Here is an 18,424-nt window from a genome sequence, read left to right on the forward strand (position 1 = left end):
CTCCTCACCAAAGATAGAAGAATGCAAAGATGAAGACCCAGACCAGATCGACGAAGTGCCAGTAGAGGCCGGTGATCTCGACGATCTCGTAGTGACCCTTGCGGCTTGTGAAAAAGCCGCGCCGCTCCGTGTCGAAATCGCCGCGCCAGACCTTGCGGGCGATGATCAGCAGGAAGATCACGCCGATCGTGACGTGAGTGCCGTGAAAGCCGGTGATCATGAAGAAGGTCGAGCCGAACTGTGCCGCCCCCCAGGGATTACCCCAGGGCCGCACGCCTTCGGCAATCAGCTTCGACCATTCGAATGCCTGCATGCCGACGAACATGGCGCCGAACAGCGCGGTGATGAGCATAAGCGCGGCGGTCTTGCGCCGGTCGCGGCGGTAGCCGTAGTTGACGGCCATTGCCATGGTGCCGCTGCTGGAGATCAGGACGAACGTCATGATGGCGATGAGAATCAGCGGCACGTGGACGCCGCCGATCTCCAGCGCGAAGACCTCGCTCGGGTTCGGCCAAGGCACGGTGGTTGACATGCGCGCCGACATGTAGGCGATCAGGAAGCAGCCGAAGATGAACGTGTCGCTCAGGAGGAAGATCCACATCATGGCCTTTCCCCAGGAGACATTCTTGAAGGCCCGCTGGTCCGAGGCCCAGTCGGCGGCCAAGCCGGTGAGACCGGATGGGAGCGTTTCCATGGAGGACGGCTTTAGTGGAGCGGACATGTCAGCGTTCCTATGTCAGCAATTGACGGCAGAGATCGACGACGTCGTTGGCCCAACCTGAAAAGAGGGCAAATAGAACCAGCCAGACGGCCAGCATGAAATGCCAGTAAGTGGCGCAGAGCCCGATCGCGAGACGCGACCGCTGGTCGATCGGTGCATCCCAAGTGCGCAGGCTGACGCGTCCGAGCGCCGCGAGCCCGCCGACGATGTGCAGGCCGTGCATCGCGGTGAGCATGTAGAAAAAGCTGTTGGCGGGGCTGCTGGTCAGCAGATACCCGGCGGAAGAAAGCGCGCGCCAGGCGAAAAGCTGTCCGACGAGGAAGGCGAGGCCTGCGGCGAATGCGACGAGCAGGCTGGTCCGGGCAGCTTCCTCGTTCCGTCGTTCGGCTTCGACCTTGGCCCAATGCAGGATCGCGCTGCTGAGCGCAAGAATACCGGTATTGATCCAAAGAAAGCGCGGCAGCGGCAGCGGCGACCAGTCGGACGAGGCCATGCGCATGAAGTAGGCGCTGATGAAAAGCGTGAAGAGCGCGCCGACGACCGCGAGAAAGACAGCGAGACCGATCTTTGCGGCAGGTACGGGCTCGGTGCCGCGATGGTCATGCAGATGACCGACTTCCAGCCACGGCTTCGAGGCCAGTCGCTGTTGTGCCAGCCACCAGGCGATGATGACGGCGATGACCGCCAGGAAGACCAGCACGACCGTCATGAGGCGGCCTCGTGACTGACGCGTCCGGGTGCAGGTTGGTTTTGCGGAATGAAGTCCTCGGGCGCGCCGGGGACGCTGTAGTCGTAGGCCCAGCGATAGACGACCGGCAGTTCCTTGCCCCAGTTGCCGTGAGGCGGCGGCGTTTCAGGCGTTTGCCATTCGAGCGTCGTGGCGCGCCAGGGATTGCCGCCGGCCTCTCTGCCGTGGCGCAGGCTCCAGACGAGGTTGAAGAGAAAGACGATCTGGGCCGCGCCGACGATGAGTGCCGCGACGCTGATGAAGGCATTGAGGCTATGGACCGACTCCGGCACGAACGCCACTTCGCCGAGATCGTGGTAGCGGCGCGGAACGCCGACGAGGCCGACATAGTGCATCGGGAAGAAGATCGCGTAGGAGCCAAGGAAGGTGATCCAGAAATGCAACTGGCCGAGCGCCTCGTTGAGCATGCGCCCGGTGATCTTCGGATACCAATGATAGATCGCCCCGAAGATGACCAGAATCGGCGCGACGCCCATGACCATGTGGAAATGCGCAACGACGAACATCGTGTCTGAGAGCGGCACGTCCACCACGACATTGCCGAGGAACAGCCCGGTGAGGCCGCCGTTGACGAAGGTGACGATGAAGGCGAGAGCGAAGAGCATCGGCAAGGTCAGGTGGATGTTGCCCCGCCAAAGCGTCAGGACCCAATTGTAGACCTTGATTGCCGTCGGCACTGCGATGATCAGCGTCGTGGTGGCGAAGAAGAAGCCGAAGTAGGGATTCATGCCGCTGACGTACATGTGGTGCGCCCAGACGACCATGGACAGTGCGCCGATGATAACGATCGCCCAAACCATCATGCGGTAGCCGAAGATATTCTTGCGAGCATGGGTGCTGATGAGGTCGGAAACGATGCCGAAGGCGGGCAGGGCGACGATGTAGACTTCCGGATGGCCGAAGAACCAGAAGAGGTGCTGGAACAGGATCGGGCTGCCGCCGCCATATTGCAGTTGCTCTCCCATCTCGGCGATTGCCGGCATGAAGAAGCTCGTGCCGAGCAGCCGATCAAAAAGCATCATGACGCAGGCGACGAACAGTGCCGGGAAGGCGAGCAGGGCCATGACCGTGGCGGTGACAATGCCCCAGACGGTCAGCGGCATGCGCATCAGCGTCATGCCACGGGCCCGGCCTTGGAGAACCGTGACGACGTAGTTGAGGCCGCCCATCGTGAAGCCGATGATGAAGATGATCAGCGAAGAGAGCATCAGGATGATGCCCCAATCCCTTCCGCCGGGTGTATTGGACAGAATCGCCTGGGGCGGATAAAGCGTCCAGCCGGCCCCGGTCGGCCCTCCGGGAGTGAAGAAGCTTGCGACCAGCACCAGCACTGCGAGCAGATAGATCCAGTAGCTCAGCATGTTCGCGTAGGGGAACACCATGTCGCGGGCGCCGACCATCAGCGGAATGAGATAGTTGCCGAAGCCGCCGAGGAAGAGCGCGGTGAGCAGATAGATCACCATGATCATCCCGTGCATGGTGATGAACTGGTAATAGCGCTCGGCATCGATCAGCTCGAAGGTGCCAGGGAAGCCGAGTTGCAGGCGCATCAACCAGGAAAGCACCAGCGCGACCATGCCGATGGCGATCGCCGTCGTCGCGTATTGGATGGCGATGACTTTCGCGTCCTGGCTGAAAACGTATCGGGTCCACCAGCTGTGCGGATGATAAAGTTCAACATCCTCGACTTCGGCGGGCGGAACCGCCTCGCCAATACCGGACCGGACGTCGACCATTATATTCCCTCCAAGTTTCCCAGATTTCTACCCTGGCGCCCTCTATTGCGCCGACGAGGCGACGGCCGTGACCGCCTTCGGGCTGTCATCGGACGATGCCGTCAATTGCGAAAAGGTCTGCTGCTCGGCGAGCCACGTCTGGTAATCGGCCTCGGTGTCGACCACTACTGTGCCGCGCATCTGCGGATGGCCGACGCCGCAAAGCTCTGCACAGAGGATCTCGAACGTGCCTGTCCGCGTCGGCGTGAACCAGAAATAGGTCACCATGCCGGGCACCATATCCATTTTGGCGCGGAACTCCGGCACATAGAAATCATGCAGGACATCGACCGAACGCAGGAGAACCTTGACGGGCTTTCCGACCGGCAGATGCAGCTCGCCACCCTCGATGATCACGTCGTCGAGCGTAGCCGCGTCATTGCGATTGAGGCCAAGCGAGTTCTCGGGCGCGACGTCCCGGGTTTCCGACGTTCCGAGCTTTCCGTCCGCGCCCGGGAGCCGGAAACTCCACAGCCATTGCTGGCCGACGACTTCGACTTCCGTTGCCGCCGCCGGGACGGTGATGAACTGGTTCCAGACGAAAAGACCCGGCGCCAGCATTGCGATGACGCCAACCGTCGTGCTTACGGCGAGCCAGCCTTCAAGGCGCTTGTTTTCGGGTTCATAGGCGGCTTGGTTTCCGGGCCGATGGCGGAACCGGAAAACGCAATAAGCGGTGAACAGGACAACCGCGACGAAGACGAAGCCGGTGATCCAGAAAGTTATGATGAGAGTATTGTCGATGTAATTCCAGTTGGAGGCGATTGGTGTCCACCACCAGGGACTCAACAAATGGAACAACACTGATCCGGCGGCCAACAAAACCAGAATCACCACCACGGCCATTTCTTGTCCCTCCTACCGTAATCGGCTGTGGGCATGAATACGCAATCCGTAGAGTTCCGATCACGATTATTGCACGAACGGAAAATAGTCGCAAATCGCCCGAAAGGGTTGTTGTCCGGTCCCGTTTCGCGCGATAGTTCTACCTATTGTGAATATTGCTTGAGGTAGGCGATCACGTTGGCGACTTCGTCTTCCTTCTTCAGGCCCGGAAAGGCCATTTTTGTTCCCTTGACCTTGGCCTTCGGGTTCTGAAGATACTCGCGCATGGTCGCCTCATCCCAGACGAGGCCTCCCTTACCGGCCTCGGTCATGGCCTGCGAATACTTGAAATTCGGATGGGTGCCGGCAGTCCTGCCCATGACGCCCTGGAGCGACGGACCGACCTTGTTCTGGTCCTTATCCACGACGTGGCAGGCCGCGCATTTTTTGAAGACCGTGGCGCCGGCCTCGGCGTCGCCCTCCTGGGCGAGACCAGCAACGGGACAGAGTGAGAGTGCCGAAAAAGACAGGGCAACAACAGGAATTCGCATGACACTTCCTCAATTTCGCCGGGCGCGGGGCAAGGAGGACTATCGTCAAATCGTTGTATTGGCGGTGCTTGCTTCTCTCAGTGGTGGCGCGCCGAGGGCGTTGATACTGGCGACAAAAACAAAACTAAGGCCCACATAGCAGAAGTCAATTGCCATGTCGGGGCGCGTTCAGCGCTCTGAAGCGCCTTTGCACATGCAACTCCTGCCGGTTCTGCTGTGACGCGTGGGATCAGACGCGATTGCCCTCCGCGTCGAAGAAATGCAGGTAGTGTGCGGGAAAGCGGATCGGGACGGTGCCGGAGGCCGTGAGGAAGGACCGGTCGTTGGTGAAGGCCTTGAAGCTTGTCCGGCCGAGCGACAAGTGCAGGATGATGCCGAATCCGGTCGGCTCGACGAGGTCTACAGTCGCGAGCAGGCTGTCCGGCCCGTGACCCGCAAGGACGACGTGTTCCGGACGGATGCCGAGCGTCGCCTTGGCATTGTCCGCGAACGACGCGGATGCATCGAGCGGAATGCTGACGCCTCCTTCCGTCTCGAAACTCGGCCTTTCGCCGGCACGATATGTGCCCTTGAAGAAATTCATGCCGGGAGAGCCGATGAAACCCGCGACGAAGAGGTTGGCCGGACGGTCGTAGAGGTCGAGCGGGCTTCCCACCTGCTGGACCACGCCGGCATTCATGGCGACGATGCGGTCCGCCAGCGTCATCGCCTCGATCTGATCGTGCGTCACGTAGATCGACGTGGCGCCGAGGTCCTTGTGTAGCTTCTTGATTTCGGCGCGCATCTGTTCGCGCAGGCGTGCATCGAGGTTGGACAGCGGTTCGTCGAAAAGAAAGGCCTTCGGCTGGCGGACGATCGCGCGCCCCATGGCGACGCGCTGGCGCTGGCCGCCGGAAAGCGCGCGCGGGCGGCGTTCCAGAAGGGGCTCCAGGCCAAGCTTGGCGGCGGCGCCCGAAACGACGGTGGTGATCCTGTCCTTGGCCGTCTTGCGCAGCCGCAGGCTGTAGCTCATGTTTTTCTCGACCGACATGTGCGGATAGAGCGCATAGGACTGGAACACCATGGCGATGTCGCGGTCCTTCGGCGCGAGCTCGTTGACACGCTTGCCAGCGATGCGAATCTCGCCGGCCGTCACGCTTTCGAGCCCGGCGATCATGCGCAGAAGGGTGGACTTGCCGCAGCCGGACGGACCGACGAGCACGACGAACTCACCGTCTCGGATCTTGAGGTCGACGTCATGCAGCACCGGGTGGATGCCGTAGGATTTTTGGATATTGGCGATATCGATGGAAGCCATGAATAATCCTCAGCCTTTGACCGCGCCGGCCGTGAGGCCCTGGACGAGATAGCGTTGAATGAACAGGAAGAAGAGGCAGGCCGGGATCAATGCCAGTACACCGGCCGCCATCATCTGCCCGAAATCGACCGAGAACTTTGACACGAAGGACAGAAGCCCGACCGGGAAGGTCGCCTGCTCGTTGCCGGAGATCAGCATCAGCGAGAAGAGCAGTTCGCTCCAGGCGGCGGTAAAGACAAAGCCGAGCGTCGCGGCGATGCCGGGCAGCGTCAGCGGCAGAATGATCTGGCGGAAGGCGACGAACTGCGTGGCGCCGTCGATCATCGCCGCTTCCTCCAGATCCTTCGGAATGCCGTCGAAGAAGGACTGCATCAGGAAGGTGGCGAAGGGCACGTTGAAAGCGCTGTAGACGATGACGAGGCCGGTAAGGCTGTTGGTGAGCCCCATCGGCGAGAGAATCTTGAAGATCGGCGCGACCAGCATCACCAGCGGGAACATCTGGGTGAGCAGCATCAAGGTCACCAGCCAATACTTGCCGCGGAAGCGAAAGCGCGACAGCGCGTAGCCGGAGAGGGAAGAAAGAATCGTCACAATCAACGCGGTCGAGCCCGAAACGATCAGGCTGTTGCGGAAGAAAACCGGAAAAGCGCTGTGCCTGAGCACGAAGTCGAAATGCTCCAAACTCGCCCGTGACGGCCAGAGCCGGACACCCTCGGTGTAGAGCAGATCGTTCGGCGTGACCGCGACCTTGAGCAGCCAGAACAGTGGGAAGAGCGCAAAGGCGATGTAGGCGAGGATCGCCAGACGGTGCGCAACGGTGAGGAAGGTTGATTTGGCGCGCATCGGACTCAATCCTTGCTCAAGAGCCACTGTCTCAGGATGACGATCAGCAGCGAATAAACGAGGAGCAGCGCCAGCAGCACCAGCGCGATCGCCGAGGCATAGCCGAAATCGAGCCGCTTGAAGGCCTGGGTGAAGATGTAGCTGGCGACGATCTGCGTCCGGTCGGCGGGGCCGCCATTGGTCATGACGATGATGAGGTCGGCAAAGTTCGAGATCCAGACCGTGCGCAGGAGGATGGTGATCGCGATCGTCGGAGCGAGGAAGGGAAGGGTAATCGAGAGGAAGCGCTGGACCGGTCCCGCCCCGTCGATGCTGGCGGCCTCGTAAAGATCGCGCGGGATCGCCTGCAGCGCGGCGAGCAGGGTGATCGCGAAGAACGGGATGCCCCACCAAATATTGGCGACGATCGGCCCCCACATGGCGAGCTGGGGATCGGACAGTATGTTGGCCGGCTGACTCATGAGCCCGAGCCCATAGAGCCAATGCGGCAATGGACCGACGACGGGGTTGAAAAGCCAGGCCCAGTTGAGGCCGGCGAGGAAACTCGGCACGGCCCAGGGCAGGAAGACGAGAGCCTGGGCGATCGCGCGGCCGTGGAAGGGTTTGTCGAGCAGGAGGGCGAGGATCAGCCCGAATGTGAACTGCAGCAGCACGGAAGCGCCGGTCCACCAGAGCGTGTTGCTGAGCGCGCGGAAAAACGCCTGATCTTGCGACAAGGCCCTGAAGTGATCGAGACCGACAAAGGCACCGGAGAACGGCTTGAGCAGCTGGATGTCGCGGAAGGCATAGGAGACGCCGAGCACCAGCGGCATGAGCATGACCGCGACGATCAGGATCAGCGCCGGCGCGCTGTAGAGATAAGGCGCGGAGGCGTCGGCGATGCGCTTCATCAGCGGCGGACGAATTGCATGCAGGCCGTCATGGCGTGCGGCATAGGCCATCGGTCGAATTTTCCCCTTTTTTGGACCGCCGTTATCGTTCGGCGTGCCTTCTTCTCATTTAGTCGGCTTCTCATTTAGTCGGGCGACCGGCGGCGGCACGAACCGCCGCCGGTGCCGGTTTTACTTCTTGTTCGCCAGGTACTTCTGCTGCGCCTTGGTCAGGTAGTCCGCCCACTGGTTGGCGAGCTCTTCGGGCGTAATGTCGCCGAGCAGCGCTTCCTGGGTCGTCTTGATCGCCAGCGAGTCCTTGAAGTAGGCGAATTCCTCGAGGTAGGTCGGCATGACGGTCAGCACGACGTCCTTGTCAGCCAATTCGTCGAACCAGCCCTTGAATTGCGGGCTCGCGTAGAAAGGATCCTTCTCGGCCGACTTGTGGACCGGCAGCGCGCCGGTGCGCTTGTTCCACTCGATATTGCCTTCCGGACCTTCGAGCGTTTCGATCAGCTTCCAGGAGAGATCCTTGTTCTCGCTCGCGGAAAGCATCGACCAGCCGGCAAAGCCGATCGTGGTGAAGGCCTTGCCGCTCGGCCCCTTCGGCATGGTGGTGACGCCGAAGTCCTCCGGCTTCATGCGTTGGGCAATGGCGATCAGCGCATCCGGGTCCTGGTCGAGGAAGGCGCAGGTGCCGCTGTAGAAGCCAGCGACGATTTCGTTGAAGCCCCAGTTGACGCTGTCCTTCGGCGCGAGGCCCTTCTTGTAGAGGTCGATGACCCAGGTCAGGCCCTTCACCCAGCCCTCGCTGTTCATCGTCGAGGTGCCATCTTCGTTGAAGAACTTGTTGTCGCCGGCCATCGTGGCGCCAAACATCACCCAGCCGTTGAGGCCGCCCGGACCGCCGCGCAGGCAGTAGCCGGATTTGCCCGGCAGCTTGGATACCGCCTCGGACGCCTTGACGAAGTCGTCCATCGTCTTCGGCGGTTCGGCGACGCCCGCTTCGGACAGCAGCTTCTTGTTGTAAAACATCGCCCGGAGATAGAAGCCGTAGGGCAGCATGTAGGCGGTATCGTTGACGTCGCGGCCGAGTTCGAGCGCGCGCTCGGTGAGGCCGGACGTGTGCTCCCACTTTGCGAGATAGGGCTCGAGGCTTTCGAGCATGCCGTTGTTGGCGTAGAGCGAGAGCCAGGTGTCAGGCATTTCCATGACATCCGGCACTTCGCCGGCCGAGACCATGGTCGCGAATTTCTGGAAAGCTTCGCCCCAGGGTAGCGAGATGATCTCGACAGTGGTGCCGGGGTTTGCGGCCTCGAACTTGGCGACGATCGACTTCAGTGTCTCGGTGCGCTCGGGGCTGGTGATGACCTCGACGAGCTTCAGCTTTGTATCAGCGAGCGCGCTGCCGGCCATCAGCGTGGCAAGCAGGGTTGCGGTAATCAGTTTCCTCATTTTCAGTTCCCCTTTTCTTAGGTGTTCGGGTTCTGCTTTGTCGTCGGCCTTAGGAAGCGACGGCAATCGCCGCTTCGAGATCGCTCCAGAGGGCCTCCGTTCCCTCCAGGCCGACATGGAGCCGTACCGACCGCGGCGAAATGCCGAAGGCGGCCGCGGAATTGGGCTGGGCTTTCTGCGCCAGAACGACTTCGCCCGGCACGATGAGGCTTTCGTGGCCGCCCCAGGAAACGCCGAGCTTGAACAATTGAAGATGATCGGCGAAACGACGCACATCGACGCCCTCGCGGAAGATGAACGAGAACAGGCCGGACGTGCCGGAAAGTCCTGGCGGCAGATCATTGGCGAGGCCGGGATGGCAGACAGTTTCGACCAGCGGATGGCTCTGCAGGCGCTCAGCGACGGTCAGGGCCGAGCTTTCGTGCGCCTTCATGCGGATCGGCAGCGTGCGAAGCCCGCGGATCAGGAGCCAGGCATCGAAAGGCGAAAGCTTGCCGCCGAGATAGGGGTAGGCTTCGGAGCGGATACGGCCGATCAGTTCCTTCGATCCGGCAACGACCCCGGCGACGACATCGCTGTGGCCGCCGAGATATTTCGAGGCCGAGTGGATGACGAGATCGACCCCGAGCGAAATCGGCTGCTGGAATACGGGGCTCGCCCAGCTATTGTCGATCACGGTGACAATGCCCTCGGCCTTGGCGAGTGCGGCAAGGGCGGTAACATCGTGGGTGTCCATCACCCAACTCGTCGGACTTTCCATATAAAAGAGCTTGGCGCCGGGGAGCGCCTTTGCCACCGCCTCCTCGTCGCGTCCGTCGACATAGGTTACTTCGACGCGCATGCGCTTCAGGTGCGTGCCGAACAGGCGGAAGGCGTCGGGATAAACATGCTTGACCGCGACGATGCGGTCGCCCGGCTCGACGAAGGAAAGAACGGTCGACGAGATCGCCGACATGCCGCTCGCGAAGCCGAGCGCATCCTCGGCGCCTTCGAGTTTCGCCAGCATCTCCTCGAACATCCTGACGGTCGGATTGAGGCCGCGGGTGTAGATTGGCCGCACGCGTTCGCCCCGGTAGGAGGCGACCATATCGTCATAGTCCTTGAAGGTGAAAAGCGACGTCTGCACGATCGGCGGCACGACGGCGTCGAAGGCGTTGCCTTCGTCATGCGCGACGATGAGAGATGCTGCATCGAACGGATCGAAGCCGTTGTTCATTTGGACATTTCCTTGATGTCTTCCTCGACGATGGCGAGGATTTTCAGTGTTTCTTCGCGCGCGGCGTTGGTGTCCTGCGCTGCGATGGCGTTGAAAAGCGTGCGGTGGAACGGAAAGGAGCGCCGTGCAAAATCCGGCCGGTCGAAGGGCTTCTCCCAGAAGCGTTCGAAGGCCTCGCGCATCTGCTCGAGAAGCTGGCGGAAGAGCGGGTTGTGCGTGGCGTCGTAGATCGCGAGATGGAAGGCCAGGTCCTCCGGACCGGAGGTGCCTTTGGCGAGATGCACGCGTTCCATCTCATCAAGTTTTGTCTCGATGTTGACGAGGTCCGCATCGGTGCGGCGGCGTGCGGCCACCATGCCGGCCTCGACCTCGATGCCGCGCCGCACTTCGAGCGTCTGCAGAAGCGCGTCGCGCAGGTGTTCCGTGTCGAGCGTCAGCGGCATGTGGATCGTCGCGCCGGAAATGGCACGCAGCAGGTAGGTGCCGCTGCCTTTGCGGGCCTCGACGACGCCGAGCGCCTGGAAATGGCTGAGGACCTCGCGAACCGTGGAGCGCCCGACGGCGAGCGCCGCCATTAATTCGCGCTCGGCCGGCAGCCGATCGCCCGGTTTCAGGCCGGAATGCTGGATGTAGTCGGCAAGAGCGGCAATGACCTGTTGCACCCGGTCGACCGGGGGCAGGGGCACAAGCGTCGCCTTGTCTTGCCGAGGCATCCGGTGCTCCCTCACGCCAAATTGGTCTGACATCTGAGCAATATGACGACGATAGATCCGGTGGTCAAGCGGCGAACTCGGGTCGTCGGTCTATGATGCAGGGGCGGGCCGACGTCGCGGCTTGTGTCGGAGCACGACAGAAGCGATCGGATCCCACGCTGCATCGGTCCTTGACCGTTGCCGTGATTGAGCGCGATATCGGGGGGAAGGAATTCCGAGATGAGATATCGAGTCTGTGCCGCTCTCGCCCTTGCCGTGGCCCTGACCGTATCCGGCCTTTTGCCAGCGGATGCGAATGCCCAGATGCGCACCGGGAAGGGTGAGTATTACAGCGGCATCCAACGCAAGCCCTGGCCGAGCTATCTCTTTTTCTGGATTACCGGCCAGGATAACCCGGCCACTTATGGTGCAGCCGCAAGGAAGAAAGCGGGCGCTGGCAAGCAGCCGCCGAAGAGCAGCAGGAGCTATCCGGGCCAATAGTTACTGCATGATTTTGTCCTTAAATCGGAATCGATTTAAGGACAAAATCATGCAGTCATTCAAAATGCTACAACGACCTTTGCGCGTCCAAAAGGACGCGCGGCGCTGTAGGCGAAGGACGCCGGTGCATCGCGCCGGCGCTGTCGTCTCATAGGACAGCGAAAAGGCGCTCGCCGTCAAACCTTGGCGACATAAACCTCGCGCGGCAATGAGGAGAGGATCTCAGGCCCATCGGCGCGCAGGATCACGATATCCTCGAGCCGAATGCCGAAACGGCCAGGCAGGTAAATGCCGGGCTCGATCGAAAACACCATGCCTTCCTCGAGAATCGTTTCGGAGGTCGCGGTGATGTAGGGCGGCTCGTGACCGTCGATGCCCATGCCGTGGCCGGTGCGATGGACGAAATATTCGCCATAGCCAGCATCCGCGATCACCTTGCGCGCGGCCGCATCGACCTCCTTTGCCGGCACGCCGGGGCGGGCTGCCTTCATCGCAGCCTGCACTGCTTTTTCCACGATCGTGTGGATCTGACCATAGCCCTCCGGCGCGCGGCCTACGACCGCCATGCGGGTAATGTCGCTCGGAAAGCCCTGTTTGCGGCCACCGATGTCAATCACCACGGCATCGCCTTCTTCGATGACGCGGTCGCTGGCGGAGTGGTGCGGAAAGGCGCCGTTGCCGCCGGAACCGACGATCCAGAAAGCTGGCGCTGCGCCTTCGGAGGAAAAGTGCGCGCGGATCTCGGCCGCGAGTTCCTTCTCGGTCATGCCGGGACGGACCGTCGAAAAGGCGGCCTGCATCGCGCGATCGGCGATCGCTGCATTCATTTTGAGGAGTTCGTATTCGCTGCGGTCCTTGCGCATGCGCAGTGCGCCAAGCGTGCCAGGGGTAAAATCACGTGCGGTGTCCTCCGGCAGATTGTCGAGAAGCAGCAGCGCGAAATCCGCACGCATCGTCTCGTCGAGAACGACGCGGCCAGGCTCTGCGGCACCGAGCGCGGCAAGCGCCGCCTTGAGCGCCAGAACGGGACCTTCGGCATCCGACCAGCTGTAGAAGTCAATGTCGGTATGCTCGCGCGTGCCTTCGGCATTAAGCGCCGGCATCAGGAAGGCTTCCCGTTCCGGCGCGATCAGAAGCAGGCAGGGACGCTCGTCTGGATGCGGGTGGAAGCCCAGCACCCAATCCATGTGCGACCCCGGCGCGACAGCGATAAGTCCCGTGCCGGTTTCCTTCATTCGTGTGCGCAGCGCGGCGAGCCGCATCTTCGTCTGTTCGTTCATGTGGTTCCGTCCTGTGTTGCTGGTGGATGAAACGCTGCTTGCGAGGGCGGCGGCAGATGCGTGCCGTTCCCGCCTCAGCGCGGCTTGTGTTTTTTCGCCACGCCGCGGCGGCTTGCGCCGCGCGTCACCGCCAGGCTGTTGTCCGGGTCGCCGGAAGGCTCGCCATCGCCAAAGACGTCCATTGTGCACGTATGCAGGATCGTCGTCGGCTTGCTCGTGTGGTTCCAGGTGGCATGGGTGCGCGTGGATGGGAAATGGGCCGAGTCGCCGGACTCCAGAACGATGCGCTCGCCGTCGATCTCTAGGGTCAGCGAGCCCTCGAGGATGAAGTAAATCTCTTCGCCTTCGTGCGACATCGGTTCGCTTCGACGCCCGGGTGGCTCATGAATGATCGTGCTTCGAAGGACATTGCCGGGGAAGGCGGCGGAGAGGCGTTCGTAAGAGACGTTGCCATCGCCGTCGCCGAGCGCGTAGACCGGGCGGTGTGCGCGGCGGGTGACAGGCGAGGCAACTTTCGGCGGCGTGAAGACGGTGCTGACTTCGACTTTCAACGTACGGCAGACGGCGATCAGCGATGTGAGGGAAGGCACAGTAATGCCGCGCTCTATCTGGGAAATGAAACCGACGGAAAAGCCCGAGCGGTCGGCGACGTTCTGGAGCGTCAGCTTCAGTTCCTTCCGACGCCGGCGCAGTCGCTCGCCGAGCGGCGGATCGCCCACGCCAACGCGCGCTTCCGGAGCGTTCTCCGTTTTCAAAGGGGCGCCTCCCGACTTTTTAGTATTTCTTCAAAGTTCTCGCAGTCCCGAACCGCTGTCAACGACTTTTTTAGCCGCACTAAAATCGATCGCGTATGAGTTTGGGCGAGCTTGCCGCTTCTTTGGCGATAAGCGGAGAGTTTGTTTCAGCCGGCGAGGCCGAGCAGCTTGGCGATCGCCTGCTGGTCAAAGCCGCCTATACCCTCGCGGATATCGGCTCCGATTGCCTCGGCCACGGCGTCTTCGTCCCGGCGTCTCAGCGCGTCGATCGCCTCGCGATGACGATCGATGACGTAGAGTTCGGCGACATGTTCCATGGCGATGCCGAGAATGGGTCCGAGCTGCAGCCACACGCTTTCGATCAGCGGCATGGCGATCTGGTCGGGATTGGCCATGTAGATCTGCCGATGGAATTCCTGGTTGGCGATCAGCGCCGCAGCCTTCTGGCCATCGAGAATTGCGGCCTCGATGGCGTCATCGATTGCGACGATGCGGTCGATCTGCCGGTCGGAAAGATGGGCGACCGCCCGGCGCGCGGCGTGGCTTTCGAGCACGATCCGCAGCGAAATCAGCTCTTCGAACCGTGCCGGCGTGATGCGCGGCACGACGATACGGCGGTTCTCGAGGAAGTGCAGGGCGCCGATCGATGTCAACTGCCGCAGCGCCTCGCGCACCGGCGTCGGGCTGCTCTCCAGCGCTTCGGCCAAACCGCGGATCGTCACCGACGTCCCGGGGCGAAAGGCGCCGACCATGATCGCCTGTCTGAGGCGTGCAAAGGCATAGTCATGTGTGGTCATGCCTTCCGGCCGTTCCAACGCCGGCAAAACCAGGGCCTTCAAGATTGCGATTCCTCCTGCCGCGTTGGTTCGCGCGCGGCTGATAGCACCGGTCAAGCTTGACTTCAAATCGTGAATTATGTCAACTTTCTAAAAATGTGATCACAAAATAAGAATTGAGATATGTCTCTAGAGGCGGAAGATCCAAGCGCGTTCAAGGTTTGGCTGGAACAGAACGGCCCGATCGAAAGCATCCAGGCGGTTATCTGCGACCTGAACGGCATCATGCGCGGCAAGCGTGTGCCGGTCGAACAGGCCTCCAAGGTGCTCGGCGGCGGCATCCGCATGCCGCTCTCGATCGTCGGCGTCGATGTCTGGGGAGAGGACATCATCGGCAGCGAACAGGTTTTCGCGACCGGCGACCGCGACGGCATATGCGGTGTCACCGGGCGAGGGGCGTTGCCGGTTAACTGGACGTCCCGGCCAAGCGCGCTGGTGCCTCTCTGGCTCTTCGTCGAGGACGGCAAGCCATTCCTCGCCGATCCGCGTCAGGCACTTGCGGCCATCGTCAGGGAATACCGCGAACTGGGCTTGCGCCCGGTCGTGGCGACCGAGATGGAATTCTACCTGATCGATCCGGAGCCCGACAGCGCCGTGCCGCCGATCTCGCCCTATACCGGCAAGCGGCTCGATTCCGACGCGATCCTGTCCATCGACGAGCTTGACGATTTCGGCGAGTTCTTCTCCGACGTCTACAAAGAATGCGCGCGGCAAAACGTGCCGGCGGACGCGGCGATTGCAGAGAACGGCATCGGCCAGTTCGAGATCAACCTGCTCCACACGGACGATCCGTTGAAGGCGGCGGACGACGCGATCTTCTTCAAGCGCATCGTCAAGGGCGTCGCCCGCAAGCACGGGCTCGCCGCGACCTTCATGGCCAAGCCCTACGGCACACGATCCGGCAACGGCATGCACGTCCATTTCGGCCTGCTCGATGAGGAAGGCAACAATGTCTTCGATGACGGCAGTGACGAAGGGTCGTCCGTGCTGAAGCATGCGGTCGCGGGACTGTTGCGAGGGATGGCGGAGACGACGCTGCTCTTCGCGCCGCATTTCAACTCCTACCGGCGGCTGAGGCCCGACACCCACGCGCCGACCTCGATTTCCTGGGGCTACGAGAACCGTACCTCGGCGATCCGCATTCCGGGCGGCAATCCGGCGGCGCGGCGCATCGAGCACCGTGTCGCCGGCGCCGATGCAAACCCCTACCTCGTCATCGCCGCGATCCTCGGTGCAGCACTCGTCGGCATCCGCAACAAATGGAAGCCAGCGGCACCTGTTGAGGGGCGGGCCTATGATGCGGAGAAACTGCCCAAAATTCCTGCCGAGTGGGGGCAGGCGGTCGATGCTTTCGAGGCCGGACCGATTGCCGCCGAGATTTTCGATCCCGTGCTTCGCTCCATGCTGATCGCCTGCAAGCGCCAGGAGATCGCCGGCTTTGCCGAGCAGGTTACGGACTATGAGTTCAGCGCCTATCTGGAAATCGTATGATGACAAGTGCAAAGAAATCCTACGCCGGTGACGGCAGGTACCCGACGAGCTATTACGCCGCCTCCCGCAACATCATCCGTACCCCGGTCAAAGTTCAGGGCCGCATCGAGACCGACATCTGCGTCGTCGGCGCGGGCTATTCGGGCCTGTCGACGGCAATCCACCTCGCTGAAAAGGGCTACAAGGTCACGGTGATCGAAGGCGCGCAAGTGGGGTGGGGCGCCTCGGGTCGCAATGGCGGACAGGTCGTCAATGGCCTCAATGCCAGCCTGTCGACCATCCAGCGCCGCTATGGCGAGGACGCGGCGCGTTTCATCGGCGGCCTGGTGCAGGAGGGCGGGCGGATCATTCGCCGGCTCGTCAGCCAATACCAGATCGACTGCGACCTGAAGCCCGGCAACATCTATGCCGCCTATACCGCCGCGCATATGAAGGAACTGGAGGCCAAGCAGGCGCTCTGGCGCAAATACGGGATGGACGACCACCAGCTTCTCGACCGCGAAGCGCTCAGGAAGTACGTCAATTCCGATGCCTATTGCGGCGGCATGCTCGACACGACGGGCGGCCACATGCACCCGCTTAATCTCGTGCTCGGCGAAGCCCGCGCCTTCGAGAGCCTCGGCGGCGCGATCTACGAGATGTCACCAGTGACACGCGTGGACCACGAGGCGGCGCGACCGACGGTCTATACGCAGGAAGGCGAAGTCAGTGCCCGCATTGTCGTGCTCTGCGGCAACGCCTATCTCGGCGATGCCGTGCCGAAGCTTGTTTCGCGCGTCATGCCCGTCTCGACGCAGATGATCACTACGGCGCCGCTCGGCGAGGAACTCGCCCATTCTCTGATCCCGAGCGACATGTGCGTGGAGGACGTGCGCTATATCCTCGACTATTTCAGGCTCTCCGCCGACAAGCGGATGATTTTCGGCGGGGGCACCGTCTATGGCGGCACCGACCCGGCGGATGTCGTCGCCAAGCTCAAGCCCAATCTCGAAAAGGTCTTCCCGCGGCTCAAGGGTGTGAAGATCGACTATGCCTGGAGCGGGAATTTCGCCCTCTCCTTCACGCGCGTGCCGCAGATGGGCCGGATCGGCGCCAACACCTATTTCGCCCACGGCTATAGCGGCCATGGCGTCACCGGTTCCCATCTCTTCGGTCGCACGCTCGCCGAGGCGATCGATGGCGATACCGCGCGCTTCGACGTCTTCGAGAAACTGCCATGGTATCCGTTCCCGGGCGGACGCATGTTCCGTGCACAATATTCGACGATCGGTTCCTGGTGGTATTCCTTCAAGGATGCGGTCGGCTGGTGAATGGCCGAGCTTGCGACGGACGCGCCCTTCAAATCGATTTCTCTCCGGCCGATGATGCGCTAGAATTTTTTGGCCGGACCGCCTGACCAGCGCATCCAGATCGGGCGTGATGTCCGGCATGCCGCAAGGGTGCACCTCGGGCATTCTCTTCGGAGCGGAGCTCAACAAATCGAGATCGCGGCAAACGCGACGCGTGAACAGTTATTTCAGGGCATTCACGCCCCCGGCCGCGGGCCCGCGGTCGATCAGGGAGGTCGGAAATGTTCATACGCTTCGGCTACGAGATCGGCGTTCGGTGCACGCAGCCGACGCCGATGATGACTTATCTTTCGGTTGTACCCGAGCGGCGTGACAACATCGTCCGTGAGCGCGGCCCCGTCGCATCGCCGATCCTGGCGATGGAGGAAATCACCGATCCTCACGGCAACGCCTGCCTGCGGATGGTGTTGCACGCGGGCGAAACCAAGCTCAGCTATGACGCTGTGATCAACGATGACGGCAGGCCCGATGCCTCGGATCCACTGGCCGAAGCCGTACCCGTGGAAAGGCTTCCGCCCGCTTGGCTGCCTTATCTTTCCGCCAGCCGCTATTGTGAGACCGACCGCCTCGGCGCGTTGGCGTGGAAGCTTTTCGGCGACGTTCCCGCCGGATGGCAGCGCGTCCAGGCGATCTGCGACTATGTCCATGATCGGCTGGTTTTCAGCTATGGCTATGCGCAGGCAATGCGCACGGCCCTCGAGGCGCACGAAGGTCGCCTGGGCGTGAGCCGCGACTATGCTCATCTCGCCATCGCTTTTTGCCGCTGCATGAACATGCCGGCGCGCTACGTCAACGGCTACATGACCAATGTCGGCGTACCGGAGAGCCCGGCACCCATGGATTTCAATGCCTGGTTCGAGGTTTATCTCGGCGATCGCTGGTATACCTTCGATGCCAAGAACAATGCGCGACGCATCGGCCGCATTCCCGTTGCGCGCGGCCGCGACGCCGCGGACGTCCCGTTGATCCAGACCTTCGGGAAGCATGAACTCACCGTCTTTACCGTGTGGACCTCCGTCGAAACCGATGTCTCGCTCGCCCGGTCGCACCGCGGGGCCGACGTTTCGCTGCTGACGCCCTGGTTCAGCGAAACTTGGTCGCGCCATCTCCAGGAGCGCGACCGCAACCGGCACTGAACGCGGCCAGACGCCGTAAATGGATTTTTCATTTCAAACGCGATTGGCAGAAAATAATATCTATAAACTCAATGGATAATATAG

18 protein-coding genes are annotated in these 18,424 nt (G+C 61.8%); 4 read left to right on the forward strand and 14 right to left on the reverse strand.

The window, feature by feature from the left end:
- Positions 1-4: 4 nt before the first annotated feature.
- From PZN02_RS10510 to PZN02_RS10560, 11 genes are all read right to left on the reverse strand, one after another.
- Positions 5-721, reverse strand: a complete 717-nt coding sequence (locus PZN02_RS10510) for a heme-copper oxidase subunit III family protein (RefSeq protein ID WP_280657948.1) — start codon at positions 719-721, stop codon at positions 5-7.
- A gap of 10 nt (positions 722-731) precedes the next feature.
- Entirely contained in the window at positions 732-1,430 is a 699-nt protein-coding gene (locus PZN02_RS10515; protein WP_280657949.1) for a cytochrome c oxidase subunit 3, read from the reverse strand.
- Positions 1,427-3,205, reverse strand: coding sequence for a cytochrome c oxidase subunit I (gene ctaD / locus PZN02_RS10520; protein ID WP_280657950.1), 1,779 nt, complete (start codon positions 3,203-3,205; stop codon positions 1,427-1,429). Before ctaD ends, PZN02_RS10515 begins: the two co-directional genes overlap by 4 nt.
- 42 nt (positions 3,206-3,247) lie before the next feature.
- On the reverse strand, positions 3,248-4,090 hold the full coding sequence (locus PZN02_RS10525) for a cytochrome c oxidase subunit II (RefSeq protein WP_280657951.1): 843 nt from the start codon (positions 4,088-4,090) through the stop codon (positions 3,248-3,250).
- A gap of 143 nt (positions 4,091-4,233) precedes the next feature.
- Positions 4,234-4,620 carry a c-type cytochrome gene (locus PZN02_RS10530; protein WP_280657952.1) on the reverse strand — a complete coding sequence of 129 codons (387 nt, stop codon included), beginning with the start codon at positions 4,618-4,620 and terminating at the stop codon, positions 4,234-4,236.
- Positions 4,621-4,849: 229 nt separating this feature from the next.
- On the reverse strand, positions 4,850-5,917 hold the full coding sequence (locus PZN02_RS10535; RefSeq protein WP_280657953.1) for an ABC transporter ATP-binding protein: 1,068 nt from the start codon (positions 5,915-5,917) through the stop codon (positions 4,850-4,852).
- Between the two features lie 9 nt (positions 5,918-5,926).
- Positions 5,927-6,760, reverse strand: coding sequence for a carbohydrate ABC transporter permease (locus tag PZN02_RS10540; RefSeq protein WP_280657954.1), 834 nt, complete (start codon positions 6,758-6,760; stop codon positions 5,927-5,929).
- Between the two features lie 5 nt (positions 6,761-6,765).
- Positions 6,766-7,701, reverse strand: a complete 936-nt coding sequence (locus tag PZN02_RS10545; RefSeq protein ID WP_280657955.1) for a carbohydrate ABC transporter permease — start codon at positions 7,699-7,701, stop codon at positions 6,766-6,768.
- Positions 7,702-7,821: 120 nt separating this feature from the next.
- Entirely contained in the window at positions 7,822-9,084 is a 1,263-nt protein-coding gene (locus PZN02_RS10550; protein WP_280657957.1) for an ABC transporter substrate-binding protein, read from the reverse strand.
- A gap of 49 nt (positions 9,085-9,133) precedes the next feature.
- Positions 9,134-10,300, reverse strand: a complete 1,167-nt coding sequence (locus PZN02_RS10555; protein ID WP_280657958.1) for a PLP-dependent transferase — start codon at positions 10,298-10,300, stop codon at positions 9,134-9,136.
- Positions 10,297-11,013, reverse strand: a complete 717-nt coding sequence (locus PZN02_RS10560; protein ID WP_280657959.1) for a FadR/GntR family transcriptional regulator — start codon at positions 11,011-11,013, stop codon at positions 10,297-10,299. Before PZN02_RS10560 ends, PZN02_RS10555 begins: the two co-directional genes overlap by 4 nt.
- Positions 11,014-11,232: 219 nt before the next feature.
- On the opposite strand from PZN02_RS10560, the gene PZN02_RS10565 reads away from it, so the two are divergent.
- Positions 11,233-11,493: a hypothetical protein gene (locus PZN02_RS10565; protein WP_280657960.1), complete on the forward strand. Its 261-nt coding sequence runs from the start codon at positions 11,233-11,235 to the stop codon at positions 11,491-11,493.
- A 176-nt stretch (positions 11,494-11,669) separates the two neighbouring features.
- Here the strand turns inward: PZN02_RS10565 and PZN02_RS10570 are convergent, their stop codons facing one another.
- The 3 genes from PZN02_RS10570 to PZN02_RS10580 all read right to left on the reverse strand — a co-directional run bounded on the left by PZN02_RS10570 (position 11,670) and on the right by PZN02_RS10580 (position 14,367).
- Positions 11,670-12,773 (reverse strand): M24 family metallopeptidase, encoded by a 1,104-nt coding sequence (locus PZN02_RS10570; RefSeq protein WP_280657961.1) that lies wholly within the window; start codon positions 12,771-12,773, stop codon positions 11,670-11,672.
- Positions 12,774-12,847: 74 nt separating this feature from the next.
- Complete coding sequence (locus PZN02_RS10575; RefSeq protein WP_280657962.1) at positions 12,848-13,528, reverse strand: helix-turn-helix domain-containing protein; 681 nt, start codon at positions 13,526-13,528, stop codon at positions 12,848-12,850.
- 146 nt (positions 13,529-13,674) lie between these two features.
- Positions 13,675-14,367, reverse strand: coding sequence for a GntR family transcriptional regulator (locus PZN02_RS10580; RefSeq protein WP_280657963.1), 693 nt, complete (start codon positions 14,365-14,367; stop codon positions 13,675-13,677).
- Positions 14,368-14,487: 120 nt separating this feature from the next.
- Here PZN02_RS10580 and PZN02_RS10585 point away from each other — a divergent pair, with 120 nt between their 5' ends.
- The 3 genes from PZN02_RS10585 to PZN02_RS10595 all read left to right on the forward strand — a co-directional run bounded on the left by PZN02_RS10585 (position 14,488) and on the right by PZN02_RS10595 (position 18,340).
- Positions 14,488-15,855 (forward strand): glutamine synthetase family protein, encoded by a 1,368-nt coding sequence (locus tag PZN02_RS10585; protein WP_280657964.1) that lies wholly within the window; start codon positions 14,488-14,490, stop codon positions 15,853-15,855.
- Positions 15,852-17,165 carry an NAD(P)/FAD-dependent oxidoreductase gene (locus PZN02_RS10590; protein ID WP_280657965.1) on the forward strand — a complete coding sequence of 438 codons (1,314 nt, stop codon included), beginning with the start codon at positions 15,852-15,854 and terminating at the stop codon, positions 17,163-17,165. Before PZN02_RS10585 ends, PZN02_RS10590 begins: the two co-directional genes overlap by 4 nt.
- Before the next feature lie 260 nt (positions 17,166-17,425).
- Positions 17,426-18,340: a transglutaminase-like domain-containing protein gene (locus PZN02_RS10595; protein ID WP_280657966.1), complete on the forward strand. Its 915-nt coding sequence runs from the start codon at positions 17,426-17,428 to the stop codon at positions 18,338-18,340.
- Positions 18,341-18,424 lie beyond the last annotated feature (84 nt).

The sequence above is a fragment of the Sinorhizobium garamanticum genome (assembly GCF_029892065.1).
In the GTDB taxonomy this organism is placed as follows: Bacteria; Pseudomonadota; Alphaproteobacteria; order Rhizobiales; family Rhizobiaceae; genus Sinorhizobium; species Sinorhizobium garamanticum.

What these genes read in the sequence shown, in the direction of transcription:
- PZN02_RS10510 (WP_280657948.1), bottom strand. Translation starts at nt 721, where the DNA reads ATGTCCGCTCCACTAAAGCCGTCCTCCATGGAAACGCTCCCATCCGGT.
- PZN02_RS10515 (WP_280657949.1), bottom strand. Translation starts at nt 1,430, where the DNA reads ATGACGGTCGTGCTGGTCTTCCTGGCGGTCATCGCCGTCATCATCGCC.
- ctaD (WP_280657950.1), bottom strand. Translation starts at nt 3,205, where the DNA reads ATGGTCGACGTCCGGTCCGGTATTGGCGAGGCGGTTCCGCCCGCCGAA.
- PZN02_RS10525 (WP_280657951.1), bottom strand. Translation starts at nt 4,090, where the DNA reads ATGGCCGTGGTGGTGATTCTGGTTTTGTTGGCCGCCGGATCAGTGTTG.
- PZN02_RS10530 (WP_280657952.1), bottom strand. Translation starts at nt 4,620, where the DNA reads ATGCGAATTCCTGTTGTTGCCCTGTCTTTTTCGGCACTCTCACTCTGT.
- PZN02_RS10535 (WP_280657953.1), bottom strand. Translation starts at nt 5,917, where the DNA reads ATGGCTTCCATCGATATCGCCAATATCCAAAAATCCTACGGCATCCAC.
- PZN02_RS10540 (WP_280657954.1), bottom strand. Translation starts at nt 6,760, where the DNA reads ATGCGCGCCAAATCAACCTTCCTCACCGTTGCGCACCGTCTGGCGATC.
- PZN02_RS10545 (WP_280657955.1), bottom strand. Translation starts at nt 7,701, where the DNA reads ATGGCCTATGCCGCACGCCATGACGGCCTGCATGCAATTCGTCCGCCG.
- PZN02_RS10550 (WP_280657957.1), bottom strand. Translation starts at nt 9,084, where the DNA reads ATGAGGAAACTGATTACCGCAACCCTGCTTGCCACGCTGATGGCCGGC.
- PZN02_RS10555 (WP_280657958.1), bottom strand. Translation starts at nt 10,300, where the DNA reads ATGAACAACGGCTTCGATCCGTTCGATGCAGCATCTCTCATCGTCGCG.
- PZN02_RS10560 (WP_280657959.1), bottom strand. Translation starts at nt 11,013, where the DNA reads ATGCCTCGGCAAGACAAGGCGACGCTTGTGCCCCTGCCCCCGGTCGAC.
- PZN02_RS10565 (WP_280657960.1), top strand. Translation starts at nt 11,233, where the DNA reads ATGAGATATCGAGTCTGTGCCGCTCTCGCCCTTGCCGTGGCCCTGACC.
- PZN02_RS10570 (WP_280657961.1), bottom strand. Translation starts at nt 12,773, where the DNA reads ATGAACGAACAGACGAAGATGCGGCTCGCCGCGCTGCGCACACGAATG.
- PZN02_RS10585 (WP_280657964.1), top strand. Translation starts at nt 14,488, where the DNA reads ATGTCTCTAGAGGCGGAAGATCCAAGCGCGTTCAAGGTTTGGCTGGAA.
- PZN02_RS10590 (WP_280657965.1), top strand. Translation starts at nt 15,852, where the DNA reads ATGATGACAAGTGCAAAGAAATCCTACGCCGGTGACGGCAGGTACCCG.
- PZN02_RS10595 (WP_280657966.1), top strand. Translation starts at nt 17,426, where the DNA reads ATGTTCATACGCTTCGGCTACGAGATCGGCGTTCGGTGCACGCAGCCG.